21 protein-coding genes and 2 riboswitches are annotated in these 21,423 nt (G+C 69.0%); of the genes, 7 read left to right on the top strand and 14 right to left on the bottom strand.

Annotated elements, in window-relative coordinates:
- Nucleotides 1-32: 32 nt before the first annotated feature.
- Nucleotides 33-126: riboswitch (glycine riboswitch) on the top strand.
- A 3-nt stretch (nt 127-129) separates the two neighbouring features.
- A riboswitch (glycine riboswitch) is annotated at nt 130-213 on the top strand.
- A 139-nt stretch (nt 214-352) separates the two neighbouring features.
- From N7E59_RS07575 to N7E59_RS07565, 3 genes are read left to right on the top strand one after another with little or no spacing between them, the layout of a single operon-like run.
- On the top strand, nt 353-1,051 hold the full coding sequence (locus tag N7E59_RS07575) for a DUF5058 family protein (RefSeq protein WP_261624311.1): 699 nt from the start codon (nt 353-355) through the stop codon (nt 1,049-1,051).
- 33 nt (nt 1,052-1,084) lie between these two features.
- Nucleotides 1,085-1,813 carry a hypothetical protein gene (locus N7E59_RS07570; protein WP_261624310.1) on the top strand — a complete coding sequence of 243 codons (729 nt, stop codon included), beginning with the start codon at nt 1,085-1,087 and terminating at the stop codon, nt 1,811-1,813.
- Between the two features lie 45 nt (nt 1,814-1,858).
- The gene (locus tag N7E59_RS07565; protein ID WP_261624309.1) at nt 1,859-3,139 is read left to right on the top strand and encodes an amidohydrolase; all 1,281 of its coding nucleotides are present in this window, start codon (nt 1,859-1,861) and stop codon (nt 3,137-3,139) included.
- A 23-nt stretch (nt 3,140-3,162) separates the two neighbouring features.
- On the opposite strand, the gene N7E59_RS07560 is transcribed toward N7E59_RS07565, so the two are convergent.
- From N7E59_RS07560 to N7E59_RS07500, 13 genes are all read right to left on the bottom strand, one after another.
- Nucleotides 3,163-4,518 (bottom strand): YjiH family protein, encoded by a 1,356-nt coding sequence (locus N7E59_RS07560; RefSeq protein ID WP_261624308.1) that lies wholly within the window; start codon nt 4,516-4,518, stop codon nt 3,163-3,165.
- A gap of 116 nt (nt 4,519-4,634) precedes the next feature.
- Nucleotides 4,635-5,345: a sulfite exporter TauE/SafE family protein gene (locus N7E59_RS07555; protein ID WP_261624307.1), complete on the bottom strand. Its 711-nt coding sequence runs from the start codon at nt 5,343-5,345 to the stop codon at nt 4,635-4,637.
- Between the two features lie 73 nt (nt 5,346-5,418).
- On the bottom strand, nt 5,419-6,153 hold the full coding sequence (locus N7E59_RS07550; RefSeq protein WP_261624306.1) for an SGNH/GDSL hydrolase family protein: 735 nt from the start codon (nt 6,151-6,153) through the stop codon (nt 5,419-5,421).
- A gap of 37 nt (nt 6,154-6,190) precedes the next feature.
- Nucleotides 6,191-8,095: an FAD-binding monooxygenase gene (locus N7E59_RS07545; RefSeq protein ID WP_261624305.1), complete on the bottom strand. Its 1,905-nt coding sequence runs from the start codon at nt 8,093-8,095 to the stop codon at nt 6,191-6,193.
- 20 nt (nt 8,096-8,115) lie between these two features.
- The gene (locus N7E59_RS07540; RefSeq protein WP_261624304.1) at nt 8,116-8,901 is read right to left on the bottom strand and encodes an HpcH/HpaI aldolase family protein; all 786 of its coding nucleotides are present in this window, start codon (nt 8,899-8,901) and stop codon (nt 8,116-8,118) included.
- Nucleotides 8,886-9,671: a 2-oxo-hept-4-ene-1,7-dioate hydratase gene (hpaH, locus tag N7E59_RS07535; RefSeq protein ID WP_261624303.1), complete on the bottom strand. Its 786-nt coding sequence runs from the start codon at nt 9,669-9,671 to the stop codon at nt 8,886-8,888. The genes N7E59_RS07540 and hpaH overlap by 16 nt, the downstream gene beginning before the upstream one ends.
- A 40-nt stretch (nt 9,672-9,711) precedes the next feature.
- Nucleotides 9,712-10,836, bottom strand: coding sequence for a 3,4-dihydroxyphenylacetate 2,3-dioxygenase (gene hpaD / locus N7E59_RS07530; protein WP_261624302.1), 1,125 nt, complete (start codon nt 10,834-10,836; stop codon nt 9,712-9,714).
- Nucleotides 10,833-12,539, bottom strand: coding sequence for a hypothetical protein (locus N7E59_RS07525; protein WP_261624301.1), 1,707 nt, complete (start codon nt 12,537-12,539; stop codon nt 10,833-10,835). Before N7E59_RS07525 ends, hpaD begins: the two co-directional genes overlap by 4 nt.
- Nucleotides 12,540-12,573: 34 nt before the next feature.
- Nucleotides 12,574-14,109, bottom strand: coding sequence for a 5-carboxymethyl-2-hydroxymuconate semialdehyde dehydrogenase (hpaE, locus tag N7E59_RS07520; RefSeq protein ID WP_261624300.1), 1,536 nt, complete (start codon nt 14,107-14,109; stop codon nt 12,574-12,576).
- A gap of 72 nt (nt 14,110-14,181) precedes the next feature.
- Nucleotides 14,182-14,868, bottom strand: a complete 687-nt coding sequence (locus tag N7E59_RS07515; RefSeq protein WP_261624299.1) for a GntR family transcriptional regulator — start codon at nt 14,866-14,868, stop codon at nt 14,182-14,184.
- A complete protein-coding gene (locus N7E59_RS07510; RefSeq protein WP_390905023.1) occupies nt 14,840-16,405 on the bottom strand; it encodes a fumarylacetoacetate hydrolase family protein in 1,566 nt (521 codons plus the stop codon). Before N7E59_RS07510 ends, N7E59_RS07515 begins: the two co-directional genes overlap by 29 nt.
- 186 nt (nt 16,406-16,591) lie before the next feature.
- Complete coding sequence (locus N7E59_RS07505; protein ID WP_261624298.1) at nt 16,592-17,329, bottom strand: rhomboid family intramembrane serine protease; 738 nt, start codon at nt 17,327-17,329, stop codon at nt 16,592-16,594.
- Between the two features lie 144 nt (nt 17,330-17,473).
- The gene (locus tag N7E59_RS07500) at nt 17,474-18,019 is read right to left on the bottom strand and encodes a peptidylprolyl isomerase (RefSeq protein ID WP_261624297.1); all 546 of its coding nucleotides are present in this window, start codon (nt 18,017-18,019) and stop codon (nt 17,474-17,476) included.
- Nucleotides 18,020-18,165: 146 nt separating this feature from the next.
- Here N7E59_RS07500 and N7E59_RS07495 point away from each other — a divergent pair, with 146 nt between their 5' ends.
- Nucleotides 18,166-19,164: a hypothetical protein gene (locus tag N7E59_RS07495; protein ID WP_261624296.1), complete on the top strand. Its 999-nt coding sequence runs from the start codon at nt 18,166-18,168 to the stop codon at nt 19,162-19,164.
- 85 nt (nt 19,165-19,249) lie between these two features.
- Here N7E59_RS07495 and N7E59_RS07490 read toward each other — a convergent pair whose 3' ends face one another.
- Nucleotides 19,250-19,558, bottom strand: coding sequence for a cell division protein CrgA (locus N7E59_RS07490; protein WP_261624295.1), 309 nt, complete (start codon nt 19,556-19,558; stop codon nt 19,250-19,252).
- A gap of 212 nt (nt 19,559-19,770) precedes the next feature.
- Here N7E59_RS07490 and N7E59_RS07485 point away from each other — a divergent pair, with 212 nt between their 5' ends.
- From N7E59_RS07485 to N7E59_RS07475, 3 genes are read left to right on the top strand one after another with little or no spacing between them, the layout of a single operon-like run.
- A complete protein-coding gene (locus tag N7E59_RS07485) occupies nt 19,771-20,565 on the top strand; it encodes a class E sortase (RefSeq protein WP_261624294.1) in 795 nt (264 codons plus the stop codon).
- Between the two features lie 2 nt (nt 20,566-20,567).
- Nucleotides 20,568-20,771: a hypothetical protein gene (locus tag N7E59_RS07480; RefSeq protein WP_261624293.1), complete on the top strand. Its 204-nt coding sequence runs from the start codon at nt 20,568-20,570 to the stop codon at nt 20,769-20,771.
- A complete protein-coding gene (locus N7E59_RS07475) occupies nt 20,768-21,418 on the top strand; it encodes an anthranilate synthase component II (protein WP_261624292.1) in 651 nt (216 codons plus the stop codon). The genes N7E59_RS07480 and N7E59_RS07475 overlap by 4 nt, the downstream gene beginning before the upstream one ends.
- Nucleotides 21,419-21,423: the final 5 nt, after the last annotated feature.

The following is a 21,423-nucleotide window of genomic DNA, read 5'->3' as shown; positions in this document are numbered from 1 at the left end:
CTCGGATGTGTCACTATGATCTGGATCACCCGATGATCCGTGCTGGAGAGCGTCGGCCCACCATGGCTGGCCGCCGAAGGAGCAAACGGCCCAGAAACTCTCAGGCAGCAGTACAGTACGGATCGGGGACTCTGGAGGGCAGGCGCGATGCGCCTCACCGATGGGGCAAGCAACCTCACCATGGTTGCCTATCTCTCAGGTATCACAACAGAGGGGCTCAGGCGTAGCCACGTCTCAGTGGCTTGCGTCGGCCGTACCTGTCCTGTGTGAGCCCATCGAGGTTTGGGAGCCTCCTATGTTGCCTTTTGCCCTGTCGGCGAGTTCGTCCACAGATATCCTCGACGTAGCGAACATGCCGATCCTCTGGGTCCTTGCCCTCGGCGTCTTCGCAGTCATCATCGTCCAGACGTTCCTCTACGTCAGAGCCGCCAAACGGGTCGCCCCGACAGTCGGCATGACCTCTGGTGAGCTCAACACCGCATTCCGCACCGGTGCGGTGGCCTCTCTCGGCCCCTCCTTGGCGGTGGCGCTGGTAGCCGTCGCGCTGTTGGCAGTCTTCGGCACACCTGCCACGCTGACCCGCATCGGGCTGATCGGGTCCGTCCAGTTCGAGACCGGCGCGGCAGCCATTGCAGCCGGAACCATGGACGCTGAGCTGGGAGGACCCACCTACACCCAAGAGGTCTTCGCCGTGGCGTTCCTGGCGATGAGCCTGGGCGGTGCGATGTGGATCCTCAGCACCCTGATCCTCACCCCTGTGCTGAAGCGCGGAGACGCCAAGGTCAAGCGCGTCAACCCCGCTGTGATCACAGTGATCCCGGGGGCCGCCCTGCTCGGGGCGTTCTTCGCCCTCGGATTCGCTGAGCTGCCCAAGTCCGGGTACCACGTCATCGCATTCGTCAGCGCGGCCCTGGCTTCAGCGATCTTCCTGGCCCTCTCCAAGGCGTTGAAGATGCCCTGGATCCGTGAGTGGTCGCTGGGATTCGCGATCCTCATCGGCATCGGCGTCACCTACGTGAGCGTCAGCGCCGGCCTGTTCCCCGCTGCTTGACAGTTCGACTCGAACGATCGGAAAGATCTCCTCATGAGCATCAATGATTCGACCACTGCGTCAGCCTCATCCCTGCAGACCTTCGACGACACCACAGCCCGTTGGGGTCGTCTGACGATGATCGCAGGGCTCATCATCTCTCTGTGCGGGCCCGTCTATCTCGTGTTCTTCTCGGGCCTCGGTGTGGACAGAGCCCTCATCCCAGTCGCCTTCCTCGCCGTCGCAGGCACCTTCGGGGTGCTGTGGTTCGTCGAGCCGGTCACCTACTTCCCGATCCTGGGACAAGCCTCCATGTACCAGGCATTCATGATCGGCAACATCTCGAACAAGCTGCTTCCCGCGGCGCTCATGGGTCAGACCACGGTCGGAGCGAAGCCGGGCACCCGCCGAGGAGAGCTCGCCGCGATCATGGCGATCGGCGGAGCCGTGGTGGTCCACCTGCTGTCCCTGCTGATCTTCGTCGGAATCTTCGGCACCTGGCTCCTCAACATCATCCCGTCAGACCTGATCGAGGTCCTGCAGACGTTCATCCTTCCCACCGTGCTGGGGGCCGTCCTGGTTCAGGCCATCGTCTCGCAGAAGCAGCCCCGCACCACGGTGATCGCATTGGTCATCGCCTCCGCGGTGGTGTTCGTCCTGATTCCGGCTCTGCCTCAGCTGACCTTCTTCGCCACGGTCATCGTGGTCTTCGGCACAGTGGCCGCCGCCTGGTTCTTCCGCAGCCGAACCGCCGAGAACACTCAGCACGAAGATGTGACCTGATTCCACCACGGGGATGAGGCACTGGTCCTCACCTCTGAGATCCAGATGATCGCCGACTTCACGAAGGACACCATGAACTCGCTGACCGTCCCTCCGCTCACCGATGACCTCCGGGAGCAGATGCACGCTCTCTACCGTCACCTTCACGCCCACCCAGAGCTGTCGATGCAGGAGCACGCGACCGCCGACCTGCTCCAACGAGAGCTCGACGAGCTGGGTGCCGAGACCTTCAGGTGCGCAGGCACCGGGGTGGTCGGGATCCTGCGGAACGGGGAGGGCCCCACTGTGGCCTTCCGCGCCGACACCGATGCACTGCCGCTGCGTGAGGAGACAGGGCTGGACTATGCCAGCAGCGCCATGGGACATCTCGAGGACGGAACCGAAGTGCCGGTGATGCACGGCTGCGGTCACGATACGCATATGGCGGTGTTGGTGACCGTCACCAAGCTGCTGACTGAACGTCGTGACCTGTGGCGAGGCACGTTCGTCGCGATATTCCAGCCCGGCGAAGAGATCGCCGCCGGAGCTCGCGCGATGGTCGCCGACGGGCTCTGGGAGCGAGCACCGGTGCCTGAGGTGGTCTTCGGCCAGCACGTGATGCCCCAGGCGGCAGGAACCATCCACTATTCGACCGGGGACGCCATGTCCATGGCCGATTCCTGGAGGGTCACTGTCCGGGGCAAGGGCGCCCATGCCTCCCAGCCGCAGGACTCCACCGATCCTGTGCTGCTGGGCGCACACATGATCACCCGCATCCAGGGGATCGTCTCCCGAGAAGTCGATCCTCGTCAGGCCGCCGTCGTGACTGTGGCGACCTTTCAGGCAGGCCTCAAGGAGAACATCATCCCCTCCTCGGCGGAGTTCACCCTCAACGTGAGGACGCTGAACCCGGACGTGAGGCAGCGGGTCCTCTCAGCCTTGGAACGGATCATCCACGGTGAGGCCGTCACCTCAGGGGCCCCAGAGCCGATCATCGAGGAGATCTCGTCCTTCCCGCGGAACTACAACGCGCCGGCAGAGACCGCTGAGCTCATCGAGACGATGAGGACCGTGCTCGGTGAGACTGACGTGGTGGAGGTCCCGCCCCTGATGGGGTCCGAGGATTTCGGAGTCCTGGGGGAGGCTGCTGGTGTTCCGTCGGTGTTCTGGATGTTCGGCGGTCACGACGATGCCACGATGGACGGTGCTGCGGAGATCCCGGTCAACCACTCTCCGAAGTTCGCACCGGTGGTCGAACCGACGCTTTCGACCGGGGTCACGGCAGCACTGACCGGAGTTCTGTCGAGGCTCGGCGTATCCCCTGCGGAGGTGCGGGACGAGGACTGAGGAAGACGCGTTCGCCGAGAACCTCAGTACACCAGGTGCGCGACCCCGATGATGATCGGGAGGCTGATCAGGGTCCGGAGCAGGAAGATCATCACCAGGTGGTGGAACTTCACCGGGATGCGGGAAGCCAGGAGCATGCCGCCGGTCTCGGACATGAAGATCAGCTGGGTGACCGAGAGGGCGCCGATGATGAACCGGGTCATCTCGGACTCGATTCCGCTGCCGATCACCGCCGGCAGAAGCATGTCGGCGAACCCGATCAGCAGAGTCTCGGAAGCCGCCTGCGCCTCCGGAACCTGCAACCACTCCAGCACCGGGACGAACGGGTAGCCCAACCAGGTGAACAGCGGGGTGTACTCGGCGATGATCACCGCCACCGTGCCCACCGCGAGCATGATCGGGATGACCGCCAGCCACAGCTCCAGTGCGTTGTAGACACCCGTCCGGCCGACCTCGGAGACCCGGACGGTGTTGCCACGGTCCACTGCGTCGCGCCAACCGCGCCGCAGGGCGGATTCCGACTCCGTCGAATGGTGGGCCTCGGCCTGCGCCGTGGTCCCGGCGGTGCCGTCGATGAACTCATCGGGGATCCGTGACAACGGTGGGATCCGCGGCAGGATGATCGCGGCGCCCAGTCCGGCGAGGATGATCGTCAGGTAGAACGGGCCGAACATGTGCTCCAGGCTCAGCTGGCCCAGGATCACCACGATGAACGTCACCGAGACGATGTTGAACGTGGTGCCCAGCACGGCGGCCTCGCGCTTGGTGTACTGCCCCTGGGTGTACTCCTGATTGGTCATCAGCACGCCGATGGTCCCGTCGCCCAGCCATGAGGTCAGCCCCACCACCGACGAGCGGCCGGGCACCCGGAACAGCGGACGCATCACCTTGGTCATCAGGGCGCCGGCGAAGTCCAGCAGCCCGAAGTTCAGCAGCAGCGGCAGCAGCAGACCCGCGAAGGCGAACACCACCACCAGCAGCGACGCCAGCCCCATGATCAGCCCACCGGTGTCCTCGCCCCACACCCACTCGGGTCCGACCTCGAAGACGATGGCCGCGCCGAGCAGCAGACCGATCAGCCGCACGATCAGCCAGAGCCGCGACGTCCGGAACAGGGACCGCCCGAGCGGGTTGTCCAGGAACGCCGGGTTCGCGACGGTGAAGACTGCGGTGCCGAGTGCGGAGGTCGCCGCGAGGCCCAGGACCATCCAGGGGATGATCGGCACCAGGGTCTCTTCGGCCGTGTTCGCCAGGAAGGCGATGGAGATGGTCACCGACCCGGCCCCGTCGGGCACCGGCACCATGAAGATGAAGATCCCGATCAGCGACGGGATCAGGAATCGGAGGGGACTCCTCCGGCGGGACGCGGTCTCGGTCATGGGCTCGATTCTCATGGACGGCGCACGGCCCGGAGGGATCCCGGGCACCCTGGGAACTTAGTCCCACCGAGGACCGAGGGCAATTCCCGTCCTGTCAGGTGACCGGTCCGTCTGCTTCACGCCTGAACGATGACGATGCCGCCGGAGATGATCGCGAACCCCAGCACGATGTACCGGAGAATGGGGCCGTCCATCCGGTGATGGACGAATCGGCTGAGCACGGATCCGACCGCCAGGAACGGGAGCAGCCACAGCGTGACCGTCATGGTCTCGGCGGAGATCTGCCCTGAGAGGGCGAGTACGACCAGCGAGATCACCTGACCGACGAGGAAGCAGACGGCCACCGTGGCTCTCAGCTCGGGCCCGCGGCTGTGCTGATAGGCCAACGCGTATGGAGGTCCGCCGACACCGGTCGACGTCTCCGTCACGCCGGTGATGAGACCGACGGATGCCAGGGCGGTTCTGTTGGGGGTGAACCGGGGCGCCAGGAGCGCCACGACGGCGGCGAGCACCGTAGACCACCCGATGAGCAGTGCGAGCTGGTGGAGGTCCACGACCACCAGGATCCACAGGCCGAAGAATGTGCCGGAGAACCGTCCGACGGTGATCCACCGGACTCCGTGCCAGTGGATCGCCCACCTCTCACGGGCGGCGACGTAGGCGCTGAGGGGGATCATCAGCACCAGCAGCATCACGGGGATGAGGCTGGGGTCGATCATGCTCACCACCGGAGCCGTGATCATCGCGAAGCCCATCCCCGTCGACCCCTGGACGAAGGCTGAGATCAGGACGGTGACCCCGATGACGATGAATGCGAGTGTGGTCATCCATCATCCTTCGTCGGGCGACTCGGCGTCGGACATGTCCGGTGTTCATCACCACCCATGTGAGGCAGCGGTGTCAGAGGCGGGCCCGATCGGCCACGAGCCGGGCCCACTGCTGATAGCCGTCTGCGTTCGGGTGGAAGCCGTCGACGGCGAAGAAGTCCTCGGTGGTGTCGAGCTGATCGGCGCCGAACCACTCGACATCGTCTCGAGCGGCGCAGACCCGTCGGGACACCTCATCCAGGCGTGAGGCACGGTCGTCGAGGTGCCGGGCGAGGATCCCCGGCAGGGCGGGGAAGGTCCCGAACTCCGGGATGCCGGTCATCAGCACCTGGTCGCCGATCGTCGCCGCAGCATCGAGCAGAGCGCCGAGGTCCGACTCCCACCGGTCGGGGGAGTGGTTCGAGAGGGCGTCGTTGACGCCCACCAGCACGGCGACGACGTCGAACCTCCCTTGTTCCGCCGAATCCTCGAGCTGGGGGAGCACGTCGCGGGTGACTTCGAAGGCGCGGGCACCATTGCGTCCGCGCACGGACCACTGCACCGCACGCTCGGTGCGCGCGGCCAGGGCTTCGGCGAACTGTGCGCAGAAGCCCTCCGTCTGCTGATCCACCCCGCAGCCGGCCGCCGTCGAATCACCCACCACCGCCACGCGCAGCGGCAGCTCAGCAGCGCCGTCGTCGGTGCCGACCAGGCCGTCCCGCGGACCCGACGCCTCCGGCAGCCGCATCCCGTTCCTGCGCACGTGCGCCCCCTGCACCGCCGCAATCGGCAGCAGCGCAGGAGGCAGTCGCTTCGTCCCTCGTGTCATGTGCCTCAGCCTACGAGGCGACGGGGAGGAGCGGACCTCAGGACTGGTCGAGCATGTTGCCGGCGAAGAAGTCCGCCAGCCCCTGGGTGTCGTCCAGCGGGAGCACGTGTGCCACGTACTGGTCCGGGCGGACAACGACGACGGCGCCGTCCCGGGAGATCCCGCGCTCCTCGAAGATGTCCTCACCCTCCAGGACGGCGAACACCTTCTCGTAGTTGAAGAGCTTGAACGGACCCACCTCCGGGCGGAAGATCGCCGGAGCGTCGGTGACCTCGAACTCGGTGTGCGTCTGCTGGTAGATCACCTTCACGTCGAACACCGCGTCACGGTCCTCATCGCTGCGGGTGAACCGGTTCACCGGCGACTCCGGCGACTCGTCCAGCCACTGCGCCCACCGACGCAGCGCCGAGGTCTCCTCCGCCGGAGCTCCCGGGTTCGCCCCGCACGCGAACGCGTAGATGCGCCACCGCCCGTCGGCGGTGGCGTGATGCCCCAGGTGCATCGGGTTGGTGTCCCCCCGACGCACCACCCGCGCGGACTTGAACCGCTTGCCCACGGTCCACCCCTCGGCCAGACCCTGGTGGTCGGCCTCGCCGGTGATCATCGACGGCCGGTACTCGGTCATGAACCCCGCCGGGAACTCGAAGGTCTTGTTGTAGAACTCCTCCAGCTCCTTCGGGTTCTCGAAGTCCTCCGGCTTCTTCGCCATCATCGTCGACCACTCGCGGTCGAAGTCGATGAGGTTCTGCGCGATCTCCTGCCGCTCACCCGAATACGTGTGCAGCAGCGAGGCCGGCGCCCGGCCGGTCAGCACCGACCCCAGCTTCCAACCGAGGTTGAACCCGTCCTGCATGGACACGTTCATCCCCTGCCCGGCCTTGGCCGAATGGGTGTGGCAGGCATCCCCGGCGATGAAGACGTGCGGGTCCTTGGACTCGCGGTCCACGTCGTCGACGTCGTCGAAGTGGTCGGTGACCCGGTGCCCCACCTCGTAGACGCTGTTCCACGCCACATGCTGGACCTCCAGGGTGTACGGGGTGAGGATGTCGTTGGCCCGCTCCGCGATCTGCTCCACCGTGGTCGCTCGGATCTCCTTCGACTGCTCGGGAGTCGCCACACCCAGATCCACATACATGCGGAACAGGTGCCCGCCCTCCCGCGGGATCAGCAGGATGGACCCGCCCGAACGGGACTGGATCGCGCACTTGAGACGGATGTCCGGGAAGTCGGTGCGGGCCAGCACGTCCATCACGCCCCAGGCGTGGTCGGCCCGGTCCCCGTGCGGGACCCGACCGATGTCCCGGCGGACCCCGGAGCGCGCCCCGTCGGCACCGAGGACGTACTTCGCGCGCACCGTACGCTCCTCGGCCTCCCGCGGACCGGCGGTGTGACGCACCGTCACGTGGACGGGGTGCTCGGCGTCGTCGGTGACCTGCAGGCTCAGGAACTCCACGCCGTAGTCCGGGGACATCCGCGACGGCGAGTTCGCCATGCACTCGGCGAATTGGTCCAGGATCCGTGCCTGGTTGACGATCAGGTGCGGAAACTCGGAGACCCCACCCGGGTCGTCGGCCGGCTGGCCGGTGCGCACGATGTGGTCCGGGTTCTCGGTATCCGGCTTCCAGAAGGCCATCTCCGTGATGTGGTACGCCTCCTCGGAGATCGACTTCGCGAAGCCGAACGCCTGGAAGGTCTCCACGCTGCGCGCCTGGATCCCGTCGGCCTGACCGACCACCAGCCGCTCGGGGCGCTTCTCGATGATGCGGGTGTGCACCTCCGGGTACTCGGCCAGCTGCGCCGCAGTGATCATCCCGGCCGGGCCGGTGCCGACGATCAGGACGTCCATCTCGTCGGGGAGCTCCTGGGGCCTGTCCAGCCCGATGCCGGCGGCCGGCTGCACTCGAGGGTCGGTGGAGACGTATCCGTGGTGGTGGAACTGCATGTCTGCTCCTCAGGGGTTGATCAGGAGTCGTCGGAGGGGATGAATTCGGCGGCCAGGCGTTCGGAGCCCCGAGCCACCAGGGCGACGTCGGCGCCGACCAGCACGAAGCTCGCCCCGGCGTCCAGGTACTTCCGGGCGGCGGCCGGATCGAAGGCGTTGACCCCGACGGGGACGCCGGCGGCGCGCACCGCCTCGAAGGTGTTCAGCACCTCGGCGACGACGTCGTCGTGGGTCTGCTGCCCGATCAGGCCCATCGAGGCCGACAGGTCGCTGGGACCGACGAATATCCCGTCGACGCCCTCGACGGCGGCGATCTCCGCGGCATTGCGGACACCCTCCACCGTCTCGATCTGCACGTACACCGAGACGTGTTCGGCGGCCTCGGACAGGTACTGCGGCACCCGGTTCCAACGGCCGGAACGCGCCAGAGCCGCACCGATGCCGCGACGCCCCGCCGGCGGGTACTGGGAGGCCTCGGCCACCTCTCGGGCCTGCTCGGCGGTGGAGACCATCGGCACCAGGATGTTCTGCACCCCCAGGTCCAGAACCTGCTTGATGGTGACCGTGTCCGCGGCGGGCACCCGCACCATCGGGGTGATGTCGTAGGCGGAGGCCGCGTGCAGCTGGGCGAGCACCGACTCCAGGCCGTTGGGGGCGTGCTCCATGTCGATGAGCAGCCAGTCCAGGCCGGAGCCGGCCATGATCTCGGCCATCGTCGCCGAGCCGGAGCACACCCAGCCGCCCATCAGCGGGCGGTCGGCCTCGGCCAGGCGGGCACGGAAGGTGGGACTCAGACGAATCGACATGACACCGTCCCCAGCTCTCGGTAGTCGCACAGCACCGTGTCCCCGGGGTGGACCCACATCGGGCGGGTGAAGGAGCCGGCGAGGATGACCTCCCCGGCCTGCAGCCCGTCGCCGTGGGCGGCCAGCTTGTCCGCCAGCCAGGCCACACCCATGGCCGGGTGGTTCAGCACCGCCGCGGCCACCCCGGTCTCCTCGATGGTCTCGTTGCGGTACAGCAGCGCCGAGGCCCACCGCAGGTCCGTGGCGTCCGGGGCGACCGGGTTCCCGCCGTAGACCATCCCGCCCATCGCCGCGTTGTCGCTGATGGTGTCGACGATGGTCCGCCCCTCCATCTCGATCCGCGAGGACAGGATCTCCAGGGCGGGGATCACGTACTCGGTGGCGCGCATGACGTCGAAGACGGTGGTGTGCGGACCGGTCAGATCCTCACCGAGGACGAAGGCCAGCTCCACCTCGATCCGCACGTTGGAGAACTGGGCGTGCTCGATCTCCGAGCCGTTCTCGAACACCATGTCCGAGAAGATCGCCCCGTAGTCGGGCTCGGTGATCCCGGTGGCCTGCTGCATGACCTTCGAGGTCAGCCCGATCTTCCTGCCCACGGGCCGACGCCCGGCCTCGATCCCCCGGCGGCGCCACTCGTTCTGCACCGCGTAGGAGTCCTCCACGGTCATCTCCGGGTGCCGCGCGGTCAGCCGCGGCACCGTGGTGCGGCTGCGCTCGGCCTCGGCCAGCTCGTCGGCGATCGCCGCGACCTGTTCTGTCGAGAGCATCAGCGCTCCTCCTCCCTCTCGTCCTGACGTGTTCAGCGGCTCAGAGCTGGTTGCCGAGCTTGTACTCGCCCTGCTTCCAGTCCGGCATGGAGTCCTCGCCCTCTTCGGCGCGGGTGTAGGAGAACCCGTCCGCCCCGATGGTGACCTCCATCTCGGAGTCGTCGGTCCGCTCCACCGTCGGCACCGGGTTGCCGTCGAGGTCGAGGACCGTGGAGGCCTCGGTGTACCAGGAGGGGACCACCGGGTTGCCCCACCAGTCGCGGCGCTGGTTGTCGTGGACGTCCCAGGTGACCACGGGGTTGTCCGGGTCGCCGGTGTAGTAGTCCTGGGTGTAGATCTCCACCCGGTGGCCGTCCGGATCCCGCAGGTAGAGGTAGAACGCGTTGGACACCCCGTGGCGGCCGGGGCCGCGCTCGATGCGGTCGGAGAGCCGCAGCGCTCCGAGCTTGTCGCAGATGGCCAGGATGTTGTGCTTCTCATGGGTGGCGAACGCGACGTGGTGCATCCGCGGTCCCGCCCCGCCGGTCATGGCCGTGTCGTGGACGGTGGGCTTGCGCCGCATCCAGGCGGCGTAGGTGGTGCCGGCCTCGTCCTGGATGTCCTCGGTGACCCGGAAGCCCAGGTCCTCCATGTAGGCCACCGCCTTGGGCACGTCGGGGGTGACCTGGTTGAAGTGGTCCAGGCGCACCAGCGCGCCCGGGGTGTAGAGGTCGTAGCGCCAGGCCAGCCGCTCGACGTGCTCGACGTCGTAGAAGAACTCGTAGGGGAAGCCCAGCGGGTCGACCACGCGCACCGAGTCCCCGATGCCCTTGGTGAAGCCGTCGGCCTCCCGGCGGACCTCGCAGCCCAGCTCGGTGTAGAAGTCGACCGCCCGGTCCAGCTCCTCGGGGCTGCGCACCCGGTAGGAGAAGGCGGCGACGGCGGCGATCGGTCCCTGGCGCAGCACCAGGTTGTGGTGGATGAACTCCTCCATCGAGCGCAGGTAGACGGCCTCGTCGTCCTCCTCGGTGACCACGAGGTCCAGCACGTCGACGTAGAAGTCCCGGGAGCGCTTCAGGTCGGTGACCACCAGCTCCATGTAGGCGCAGCGCAGCACGTCCGGCGCCGGGGACTGCGGGGTGGGGATGCGGTCGCCGGTCTGGGCGCCGCTGGCGGTGTCGGTCATGGGTGTCTCCTCGGTGGCTCGGAGCGGTAGGGGCTCGGATATGTGGTACCGGTCACGTCTATATCAGATCGTATATGATCGACCGCGGGCGGGGAAGAGGGCTGCGGCGCATTCACAGGCGCAGGGACTCGACAGGCCAGCAGATGCGCGATCCAGCCGATGAGCGCACCGATCCCGGCGAAGAGCACGATGCCCAGACGCAGCGAGTCATCGGCGGTGACGATGGCCTCGATCCACACCGACGCGAAGAGCAGGGCGCACAGGACGGTGGCCGCCGACAGCACCCAGCCCGAGATCCCGGCCAGCCGGCTCCAGGCACCCCGGACGGCGCCGCGACGCATCAGCAGAGCCCCGGCGTGGACGCCGAACGTGGTGCCCAGCAGGAACAGCACGGCGATGACGGAGTCGAGCACGGGTGCGCCCAACGGCGGTCTCCACCACGTCTGGGGCAGCAGGCCCAGCAGGGCCCAGAGGGGCAGCGCCAGGACCAGCACGCCGACGCCCACGCCCAGGGAGGCCCAGGTGGCCCGATGCAGCCTCCGATGTCCCAGACGCAGCCCGGTGCCCGGACGGTGGACGGCGATCAGGCTCAGCGGTCCCGCCGCGACCATCGCGACGACGGCGAACGCCGTCAGTCCGGGCGGTGTGAGGTCCGCGCCCGCCGGGCCGGAGAGTCCGACGAGCCACAGGCCCAAGGTCACCAGCGCCCCGAGCAGCAGCCACACGATCAGCGCTCCGAGCAGGAACGACCCCCAGGGAATCGGCCCGACGGCGACGGGAGGACGGGGCGGCACGTACTGCTGAGCCTGTTGTGCCTGCTGAGCCTGGTGAGCCGGCTGGGACGGGTCGTGCGACGGCGCCGGCTGGTGCGGCCGGTACGACTGGTACGACTGGTGCGACTGGTGCGACTGGCGCGGCTGGTGCGACGGGGGTGCACAGGTCGCGGTCACCGCCGGGACGAAGGGACCCCAGCGCGCGGGCGGCGGCCCCAGCGGCTCACGGGCCACCGAGGCCCGGTACCAGAGCAGCAGCAGGACGTAGACGGCGGCACCGCTGAGTCCGTAGCCGCCGAACAGCACCAGCAGCGACCCCGGGTCGGCTCCGGGATCCAGCATGCGGAAGACCGCGACCAGCAGCCCGCCGAGCAGCGCGAGCAGGAACAGCGGCAGACCCACGGCCGCTCCGACGAAAAGCGTCTCCCAGCGGGCCGACATGCGCATCATGAACAGCCCCGCGGCCACCGGCCAGGCCGCCATGCCCACGGCGTACCCGTAGAACGTCAGCCACGCCGTCGGATCTTCGGGGATCCCGGCGATCAGCGACCCCGCCGTGTGGACGTCGGAGCCGATGCCGACCAAAGGGGTCAGCAGCGCGGCCAGCAGCACGAGCCCGGTGGCCTGCGAGAGCAGAAGCAGCCGCAGGAAGCGGGGGCTCTGCACGCGGTAGTCGTCGTCGGAGGCGTCGGCGCGCAGGAACACCGGGTAGAAGCCCTGCAGCCCCACCCACGCGATCAGCAGGTATCCCGGTTCCACCAGCGCGGAGTCCGGCCGTCGCCCCGGGATAAGCCCGGCCCCGGCCGCGAACATCAGCAGGGCCAGGACCGCGTAGCTCAGGGTCCACAGCCCCAGCGTACGCGCCACGGCCGCCACCCAGGAGAACTCGCCCTCCGGGGTGAACCTCGTCTCCCGCGTCGGGACGCTCATCGGACCCGGTCGGATCCGTCCATGCCCAGGGGGCTCACGAGGCGTCCTTGCCGAAGACGGGGTTGTGGACCTCGCCGAGGTTGATGTGCACCGCCTGCTGATCGGTGTAGAAGTCGACGGACCGGTAGCCGCCCTCGTGACCCAGTCCCGAGGCCTTCACCCCGCCGAAGGGGGTGCGCAGGTCCCTCACGTTGTTCGAGTTCAGCCACACCATGCCCGCCTCGACGTTCTGCGAGAAGTTGTGGGCGCGCTTGAGGTCGTTGGTCCAGATGTAGGCGGCCAGCCCGTAGCGGGTGTTGTTCGCCAGCTCGAGGGCCTCCTCGTCGGTGTCGAAGGGAGTGATGGCGACGACCGGACCGAAGATCTCCTCCTGGAAGATCCGGGCCTCGGGGGAGACGTCGGCGAAGACCGTGGGCCGCACGAAGTTGCCCTCCGGGAACTCCTCCGGACGAGCGCCGCCGGCCACCAGCCGCGCCTCCTCCTTGCCCAGCTCCACGTAGCTCATGACCTTCTCGAAGTGCTCCGGGTGGACCAGGGCCCCGACCTCCGTGGCGTCGTCCTGCGGCAGCCCGACCTTCACCCGGTCGGCCTGGGCGGCGTAGCGGGAGACGAACTCGTCGTAGATGCTGCGCTGGACCAGGATGCGGGAGCCGGCGGTGCAGCGCTCGCCGTTGAGCGAGAACACGCCGAAGATGGTGGCGTCGATCGCGGTCTCCAGATCGGCGTCCTCGAAGACCACCGCCGGGGACTTCCCGCCCAGCTCCATCGAGAGGCCCTTCAGCTGCGGGGCCGCGTTGGCGAAGATGATCTGTCCGGTGGTGGACTCCCCGGTGAAGGAGATCAGCGGCACGTCCGGGTGCTTGACCAGCGGGTCGCCGGCGAAGCCCTCCTCGCCGAAGCCGTTGACCAGGTTGAACACGCCGGCGGGCAGCCCGGCCTCCTCGAAGATGCCCGGCCACAGGGAGGCCGAGAGCGGGGTGAACTCGGCCGGCTTGAGCACCACGGTGTTGCCGGTGGCGATGGCCGGGGCCAGCTTCCAGGACTCCAGCATGAACGGGGTGTTCCACGGGGTGATGAGTCCGGCCACGCCGATCGGCTTGCGGTTGACGTAGTTCGCCTGGCGGCCCGGCACCTTGAACGCGTCGTCGTGCTGGGCGACGATCAGGTCCGCGAAGAACCGGAAGTTCTCGGCGGCGCGCTTGGCCTGGCCCAGCGCCTGGGTGATCGGCAGACCGGTGTCGAAGCACTCCATCTGTGCGAGGTCCCGGCCGCGGGATTCGACGATGTCGGCGATGCGGTTGAGCACCTTCGCGCGCTCACGCGGCAGCATCGAGGGCCAGGGTCCGTGCTCGAAGGCGTCCTTCGCCGCGGCGACGGCGGCGTCGACGTCGGCGGGCTTCCCGGAGGCCGCGCGGATGTAGGGCCGGTTGGTCACCGGGTCGAGGACCTCGAAGGTCTCCCCGTCGATCGAGTCGACGAACTGCCCGCCGATGTAGTGGCGCAGCACGTCGGGCAGGTCCGCCGGGGGCTGCTGGGTGGTCTGCTGGGTGGTCGGCTCGGTCTCGGTCATGGTGTTCTTCCTCCTGCGGTGGGGGACGTCCGGAAGGTCTTCGGAGTTCGGGGTCGGCGGAGACGGCGGGCCTCAGGGGGTGCTGTGGGAGGCCTCGCGGTACGCGGAGACGGTCTTCCACCGATGGTGGCGCACCGCCATCTCCACGTCGAGGGCGTCGGCGCCGGTGCGGATGAGTTCGAGGATGCGCTGATGCTCGGCCACCGACTCCTTCGCCCGGGCGGGCACGAAGCTGAAGGTGGACCGGCGCAGACCGGCCAGCCGGTTCCAGCCGCGGCCGACCAGTTCGCCGATGTGCGGGTTGGGGCAGCGCACGAACAGCACCCGGTGGAACTGCTCGTTCAGGGAGGTGAACCGCACCGGGTCGAAGTCCTCGAGCAGCCTGCGCATCTCCGCGTTCAGGGCCTCGGCCCGGTCCAGGTCCGAGGTCGTCAGCAGCGGCAGCGCCAGGGCGGTGGCCACCCCCTCCAGGGCGCCGAGGGTCTCCATGGTGTTGTGGTAGGCGGCCTCATCGATGGTGGCGACCCGCGCGCCGACGTTCTTCTCGAACTCGACCAGCCCCTCGGCCTCCAGCCGGCGCACCGCTTCGCGGACCGGCACCGCCGAGACCTCGAGCTCTGCGGCGATCGCACCGAGCACCAGCCGGTATCCGGGGCTGAACTCCCGGGACAGGATCCGCTCCCGCACCCATTCGTAGGTGCGCTGAGACTTGCTGACCGTCGGGGCGGCCTCAGCCGTCACGTCCGCGCTCCTGCTCATAGCGGGCGCGCCATTCGGCGTTCATCGGGAACAGCCCGTCCACCGGGTGTCCCTCGGCGACGCGCGCGGCGACCCAGGCATCCTCCGACTCCTTGGTCAGCGCGGCCTCGACGACCTCCTCGGCGATGTCCGGGGGCAGCACGAGCACACCGTCGTCGTCGCCGACGATGATGTCGCCCGGCAGCACGGCGGCCCCGCCGCAGGCCACGGCGACGTCGACGTCCCAGGGCACGTGCTTACGGCCCAGCACCGCCGGGTGGGCGCCGTTGGAGAACACGGGCAGGCCGATCTCGGCGACGGCGGCGTCGTCGCGGACCCCGCCGTCGGTGACCACACCGGCGGCGCCGCGGGCCTGAGCGCGCAGGGCGAGGATGTCGCCCAGGGTGCCCGAACCGGTCTCTCCGCGGGCTTCGATGATGAGGACCTCACCTTCGCCGACCGAGTCGAACGCGCGCTTCTGGGCGTTGAAGCCGCCGCCGTGGGTCTTGAACAGGTCCTCCCGGTTGGGCACGAACCGCAGGGTCTTCGCGGTGCCGACCAGCTTGGTGCCGGGACGCTGGGGTCGCACGCCGTCGATGACGACGTTGTTCAGCCCGCGCTTCCGCAGCTCCTGGGCGAGCCCGGCGACCGGGACCTCCTCGAGCTTCTCCCGCAGGGCGGGGGACAGGGTGCGTGCCGGGGCGGGCTCAGACGCCTGCTCCGACGCCGGTTCAGACGCCTGCTCGGCCGCGCTGGGCTGCGGGGGCAGGCCGGCGGCCTCCCGGGAGCCCCAGGCCTCCTCACGCTGGTGGTCGTCCACGCTCGGACTGGAGCCCAGGGCCGGGTCGAAGGAACCCTCACCCTCGACGATGTGGGTGACCAGCCGCCCCGTCGACGGCGAACCTTCGGCGGCGGGGGCGTCGACCTCGACCTCTATCACGTCGCCGGGCACCGCCACGCTCGCACCGGCCGGGGTGCCGGTGAGGATCAGGTCGCCCGGCTGCAGGGTCAGGTGCTGGGAGAGGTCGGCGACGATCTGTACCAGCGGGAAGATCATCGCGGCGGTGGTGTCCTCCTGGACCAGCTCCCCGTTGCGCCAGGTGCGCACCCGCAGGGAGTTCGGGTCCACCGCCCGGGCGTCGATGAGCTGCGGACCGACGGGGGTGTAGCCGTCGCGGCCCTTGTTCCGCAGGTTGGAGCCCTTGTCGTTGCTGCGCAGGTCGTAGAGCCCCAGGTCGTCGGAGGCGGTGATCCAGCCGACGTGGTCCCAGGCGCGCTCCAGCGGCACCTGGCGGGCCGGTGCGCCGATGATCAGGGCGACCTCGCCCTCGAACCCGAGCAGCTCGGTGCCGGCCGGCCGGACCGCCGGGGCCCCGGAGGAGCTGAGCGAGCTGGTCGGCTTGAGGAAGTACGACGGTGCCTGGGGGCGGCGCCCACGCTCGGCCGCGCGCGACTCGTAGCTGATGTGGACGGCGATGACCTTGCCCGGCGCGGGCGGTCCCGGCGGGGGAGTCGACGGCTGTCCGGCGGGAGTCTCGTGCGGGTCGGATCCGGTCACAGGGCGTCCTCCAGAGCTGTGGTCCACATCATATGTATACCCGAAGATATACGATCCGCCCGAGGGCGACAAGAGCCGCGTTCCCGGGAGGGGACGGACGACGGGCGGGATCGTCCGGGACGGTCGAATCACACGTGTGTAGTTTCTTCACACTGTGGATAACGCCTGTGGAGAACGGGAGCCGGCTCAGCCGGCCACGAGATCCGCATAGCTGAGCATCCCCGCCCAGGTCAGGATCACCAGCAGCACCGCCGCCGAAGCCAGACCCAGCGCCTGCCAGGTCCCGCGGAGCCGTCCCCTCGGGGCGTAGGCGATCACCGCGGCGCACAGCACGCCGGTGAGCAGCCCGCCCAGATGCCCCTGCCAGGAGATGTTCGGCACCGCGAAGCTGAAGACCAGATTCACCGCCAGCAGCACCGCGATCCCGCCGACCTGCCCTCCGGCGGAGCGCATCAGCACGAACAGGGCGCCGAAGAGGCCGAACACGATGCCCGAGGCACCCAGGGTCGGAGTCTGCGGGTCGGTCAGCCACAGCACCGCCGCCGAGCCCCCGATCGCCGAGAGCACCAGCAGTGCGGCATAGCGCCAGAGGCCCAGGGCCGGCTCCAGGGTGCGGCCGATGAACCACAGGGCGAGCATGTTGAACGCCAGATGCATGGCGTTGCCCGGCGAATGCACGATCGACGAGGTCAGCATCCGCCACGGCTCGAACCACACCTCGGACATCGCCGCCGGGGCGAACGCCGTCGCATCAGTGAGGCCCGAGACGCCCAGCTGCAGCGCATACATCACCACGCAGAGCGCGATCAGCCCGTAGGTCAGCAGCGGACGCCCGGACCGCGACGCCGGCGCGCCGAACCGGGTGCGCGGAGTCGGACGGGCCGCCGCGGCCCGCCGCACGCAGTCCACGCACTGGAATCCCACCGGCGCCTGCACCAGGCATTCTGGGCAGGCCGGGCGCTCGCAGCGCTGACACCGAAGTCCGGTGGCCCGGTCCGGGTGGCGCAGACACGACGGGGCCGCCCCGGCAGGAGCGGCCCCGTCGTCGTGATGCTCAGTGATGGCGGGTCAGAGCTCGGTGATCTCGATCGTCTCGATGACCACGTCCTCCTTCGGGCGGTCGCGCATGTCGGTGCGCACCTTGTTGAGCTCGTCGACGACCCTGCGGGAGTCGGCGTCGACGACCTCGCCGAAGATGGTGTGCTTGCCCTGCAGCCAGGTGGTCGGCACGGTGGTGATGAAGAACTGGGATCCGTTGGTGCCGCGGCCGTTGCGCACCCCGGCGTTGGCCATGGCCAGCTTGTACGGCTCGGTGAAGTCCAGCTCCGGGTGGATCTCGTCGTCGAACTGGTAGCCCGGTCCGCCCACGCCCATGCCCAGGGGGTCTCCGCCCTGGATCATGAAGTCGGCGATGATGCGGTGGAAGATCGTGCCGTCGTACAGCGGCGTCCCGGTCTTCTCCTCACCCGACTCCGGGTGGGTCCAGGTGATCTCTCCGGTGGCCAGGCCCACGAAGTTCTGCACGGTCTTCGGGGCGTGGTGGCCGAAGAGCTCGAGGTGGATCTCTCCCGCGGAGGTGCGGACGGCGGCCTTGTGAGTTGCTGCAGCAGTCATGCCACCCATCTTCTCATCCCCGACGGGGGCCGCGGACCCGGTGGTGACGTCCCATGTCAGCCCTGGTCGTGTGCGTCATAGCGGTGAACCCCCGCGAGGTCGTAGGCTGGGGGGCAGAGCACACGATCCTGAATCGGAGGACATGCATGTTCGGCAAGAAGAAGAAGGCGTCCCACACCTGGCGGCACAACGTGCTGGCCGGCGTCGACTCAGCCCGGGACTGGACGGCGCCCAAGCTCGCCCAGGCCGCCGACTGGGCCGAGGACGCATACCGCAAGGGCGCCCCGAAGGTGCAGGACGCGTCGCAGCGGGCCGTGAGCCAGGCCGGCGTCGGCGCCTCCGTGGCCGGTGAGAAGATCCGCGACTACTCCTCGCGCGCGGCCTCCGGCCTCAGCGCCCAAGCGGACAAGCAGTACGGTCGGCTCTCCCCCCAGGCCAAGGCCCAGGTGGAGCAGGCCCGCGCCAAGTACGGCGACGCCAAGGCCAACCTGACGGAGAAGTACGTCCCGGAGGCTTCGGCACGGCTGGGCGACTACGCGGACCGCACCGCGAAGCTCATCCACAAGGCAGAGGTCGACCCGCGGGTCGAGAAGGCCCTGATCAAGGCCACCGGCGACAAGAAGATCGTCAAGAAGCTGCGGAAGAACTCCGAGAAGTACGCCAAGCAGGCCTCGAAGTCGCTGAAGAAGCAGCAGCGTCGTCAGTCCCGCCGCAAGGGTCTCCTCGTCTTCGGCCTCGTCGCCGCCGGTGTGACCGCGGCCGTCGCCGCCTGGCGCGCCTCCCAGCCGGTGGAGGACCCGTGGAAGAAGCCGCAGCCGGTGACCGCCAAGGCCACCGACTCGACGCCGATCAAGCCGGTGGAGACCCGGCCCGCCGCCGAGAAGGCGCCGCAGGCCGCCCCGGCGTCGGCCCCGGCCACGGAGTCCAAGCCGGCGGAGAAGCCCGCCGCCCCGGCCCCGAAGCCGGCGGAGAAGGCTGAGACGAAGCCGGCCGAGAAGCCCGCTGAGAAGCCGGCCGAGAAGCCGCAGGCCAAGTCGGCGGAGAAGCCGGCCGGACAGCAGGCGGAGACCAAGCCGGTGGAGAAGCCTGAGGCTCCCAAGAAGGACGACGGCGGCGAGGTGCCCAAGCCCAAGCCCGCCACCTGATCGTCCCTCAGACGGTCACCACGCACGTGGGGCCCGCACCGATACGGTGCGGGCCCCACGTGCGTCCGGGGTGGGCCGGGGGAGGCTACTGCCAGCGCATCATCATCATGAAGCCGGTCATCGAGATTCCGAAGCCGATGGCCACGTTCCAGTTCCCGGCCACAGCCAGAGGCAGCAGGCCGTCGGTGATGTACCAGACCACCAGCCACAGCAGGCCCAGGATGAGCAGACCGATCATCGTCACCCGATACCAGGTGGGCAGACCCTCATCCTCGAACTCCAGATGCTCGACCTCCGGCTCGGCGCGGAACGGCGACGAGCTGCGCTCGACGGCGTCGTTCTGGGGCGCAGACCCGCGGCCTCCGCGGTTCCGACGCTTCTTCGACTCTGGCACGGTGGGCTGATCCTCCCGATCGCTGCGACGCCGGAGCGGCCGGTCCCCGTCACGGGGCGGAATGCCGTCACGTCGACGTCGTCTATCCTGTCAGTGTCCTGATCTGCGGCCACCGCTGCGCCGCAGGCGCCGCATCAGGGCGTCAGTCTATCGTGCGGCCCGGCGGCCGCGGGATCCCCGCCCCACACCTCACCCCTCTGGAAGCACACCTGATGACCGCACCGACCGAGTCCCCACGGGCCCCGCGCCGCCCGGGGCCCGTCACGCGCACCGTCGGAGTCCTGGGAGAGGTGCTGCTGACCCTCGGTGTGCTGGGACTGCTCTTCGTGGTGTGGGAGGTGTGGTGGACCGGGCTCGGCGCCGACGCCGAAAGGGACCGGGCCGCGGGGGAGCTCTACGCCCAGCTCGACCACCAGCAGGATGGTGCCGACGCCACAGAGGACGACGAACCCAGCGCGGACCTGATCCACGACCTCGCCGAGGACACCGAGGTCATCGGCATGCTCTACGTCCCGCGCCTCGAGGAGGACGGCACGCTGCCCATCCGGGAGGGGGTCGGCTCCGACTCCATCGACCGCATCGCCGTGGGCCACTACCCCACCACCCAGATGCCGGGGGAGCCGGGGAACTTCGCCCTGGCCGGACACCGGGACATCTACGGGCGCATCCTCTACGACCAGGACCAGCTGGTGCCCGGAGATCGGATCTATGTGCAGAGCCCCGACGGGTACTTCACCTATGAGGTCACCGAGAGCTATGTGGTGCCTCCCGACCGCACGGAGGTGCTCGAACCGGTCCCCGGGGCTCCCGGCGAGGACCCCGGAGACGCCTCGGTGCTGACCCTGGCCACCTGCGACCCGCCCTACGTGGCCTCCGACCGCCTGATCACCCACGCGGACTTCGTGGAGGCGACGCCGCTGTCCGAGGGCCCGCCCGAAGCGATCACCGATCGGGTCGAAGCGGCCGCCGATGCGGGGACGGGTCCCGCCGCCGAAGGGGAGGACTGAGCATGTACGCGTGGATGTTCCGCCGGCTGCCCGGCCCCCTCTGGGTGCGCATCGGCATCACACTGGTGCTGCTGGCCGCCGTCGTCCTCCTGCTCATGGAGGTCGTCTTCCCCTGGACCGACCAGTTCCACCCGCTGAACGAATCGACCATGGACATCGAGTCCGCCGGCGGATCCGCCGACCCGAGGCAGGAGGGCCCACGATGAGCAGCAGGACAGGTATCCGCATCCTGGTGATCGACAACTACGACAGCTTCGTCTACACGCTGGTCGGCTACCTGAGGGAGCTCGGCGCCGAGACGACCGTGCTGCGCAACGACGCCGTCACCGGGGAGGAGGCCGGTCGGCTCGCGGCCGAGCACGACGGCGTCCTCATCTCACCCGGGCCCGGCGCGCCCCACGAGGCGGGGGTCTCGGTCGAGCTGATCCGGCGGTGCGTCGAGGACGAGGTCCCGCTGCTCGGAGTCTGTCTGGGGCACCAGGGGCTGGGGGAGGCGTTCGGGGCGACCGTGACCCACGCCGAGCAGCTCATGCACGGCAAGACGAGCACCGTCACCCACACCGGCCACCGGTCCTTCGCCGGACTGCCGGAGAGCTTCGTCGCCACCCGCTACCACTCCCTGGTGGTGGACCCGGCCACCGTGCCGGAGGTCCTGGAGGTCACCGCGGCCACCTCCGACGGGGTCATCATGGGGCTGGCCCACCGCAGCGCACCGGCCTGGGGGATGCAGTACCACCCGGAGTCCGTGCTCACCGAGGGCGGCTACCGGATGCTGGGGAACTGGCTGGAGGAGCTGGGGCTGGTCGGGGCCGCCGAGCACGCCGCGCGGCTGAACCCCATCCGCCGCGGCTGAGGACG

The sequence above is a fragment of the Nesterenkonia marinintestina genome (assembly GCF_025420485.1).
GTDB classification, from domain to species: Bacteria; Actinomycetota; Actinomycetes; order Actinomycetales; family Micrococcaceae; genus Nesterenkonia; species Nesterenkonia marinintestina.
Note: the sequence above shows the minus strand (reverse complement) of the source record. Positions and strands in the feature narration are given on the sequence as shown.

Bases quoted from the DNA above. Each gene is read 5' to 3' on its own strand.
- N7E59_RS07575 (WP_261624311.1), top strand. From the start codon at position 353: ATGCCGATCCTCTGGGTCCTTGCCCTCGGCGTCTTCGCAGTCATCATC.
- N7E59_RS07570 (WP_261624310.1), top strand. From the start codon at position 1,085: ATGAGCATCAATGATTCGACCACTGCGTCAGCCTCATCCCTGCAGACC.
- N7E59_RS07565 (WP_261624309.1), top strand. From the start codon at position 1,859: ATGATCGCCGACTTCACGAAGGACACCATGAACTCGCTGACCGTCCCT.
- N7E59_RS07560 (WP_261624308.1), bottom strand. From the start codon at position 4,518: ATGACCGAGACCGCGTCCCGCCGGAGGAGTCCCCTCCGATTCCTGATC.
- N7E59_RS07555 (WP_261624307.1), bottom strand. From the start codon at position 5,345: ATGACCACACTCGCATTCATCGTCATCGGGGTCACCGTCCTGATCTCA.
- N7E59_RS07550 (WP_261624306.1), bottom strand. From the start codon at position 6,153: ATGACACGAGGGACGAAGCGACTGCCTCCTGCGCTGCTGCCGATTGCG.
- N7E59_RS07545 (WP_261624305.1), bottom strand. From the start codon at position 8,095: ATGCAGTTCCACCACCACGGATACGTCTCCACCGACCCTCGAGTGCAG.
- N7E59_RS07540 (WP_261624304.1), bottom strand. From the start codon at position 8,901: ATGTCGATTCGTCTGAGTCCCACCTTCCGTGCCCGCCTGGCCGAGGCC.
- hpaH (WP_261624303.1), bottom strand. From the start codon at position 9,671: ATGCTCTCGACAGAACAGGTCGCGGCGATCGCCGACGAGCTGGCCGAG.
- hpaD (WP_261624302.1), bottom strand. From the start codon at position 10,836: ATGACCGACACCGCCAGCGGCGCCCAGACCGGCGACCGCATCCCCACC.
- N7E59_RS07525 (WP_261624301.1), bottom strand. From the start codon at position 12,539: ATGAGCGTCCCGACGCGGGAGACGAGGTTCACCCCGGAGGGCGAGTTC.
- hpaE (WP_261624300.1), bottom strand. From the start codon at position 14,109: ATGACCGAGACCGAGCCGACCACCCAGCAGACCACCCAGCAGCCCCCG.
- N7E59_RS07515 (WP_261624299.1), bottom strand. From the start codon at position 14,868: ATGAGCAGGAGCGCGGACGTGACGGCTGAGGCCGCCCCGACGGTCAGC.
- N7E59_RS07500 (WP_261624297.1), bottom strand. From the start codon at position 18,019: ATGACTGCTGCAGCAACTCACAAGGCCGCCGTCCGCACCTCCGCGGGA.
- N7E59_RS07495 (WP_261624296.1), top strand. From the start codon at position 18,166: ATGTTCGGCAAGAAGAAGAAGGCGTCCCACACCTGGCGGCACAACGTG.
- N7E59_RS07485 (WP_261624294.1), top strand. From the start codon at position 19,771: ATGACCGCACCGACCGAGTCCCCACGGGCCCCGCGCCGCCCGGGGCCC.
- N7E59_RS07480 (WP_261624293.1), top strand. From the start codon at position 20,568: ATGTACGCGTGGATGTTCCGCCGGCTGCCCGGCCCCCTCTGGGTGCGC.
- N7E59_RS07475 (WP_261624292.1), top strand. From the start codon at position 20,768: ATGAGCAGCAGGACAGGTATCCGCATCCTGGTGATCGACAACTACGAC.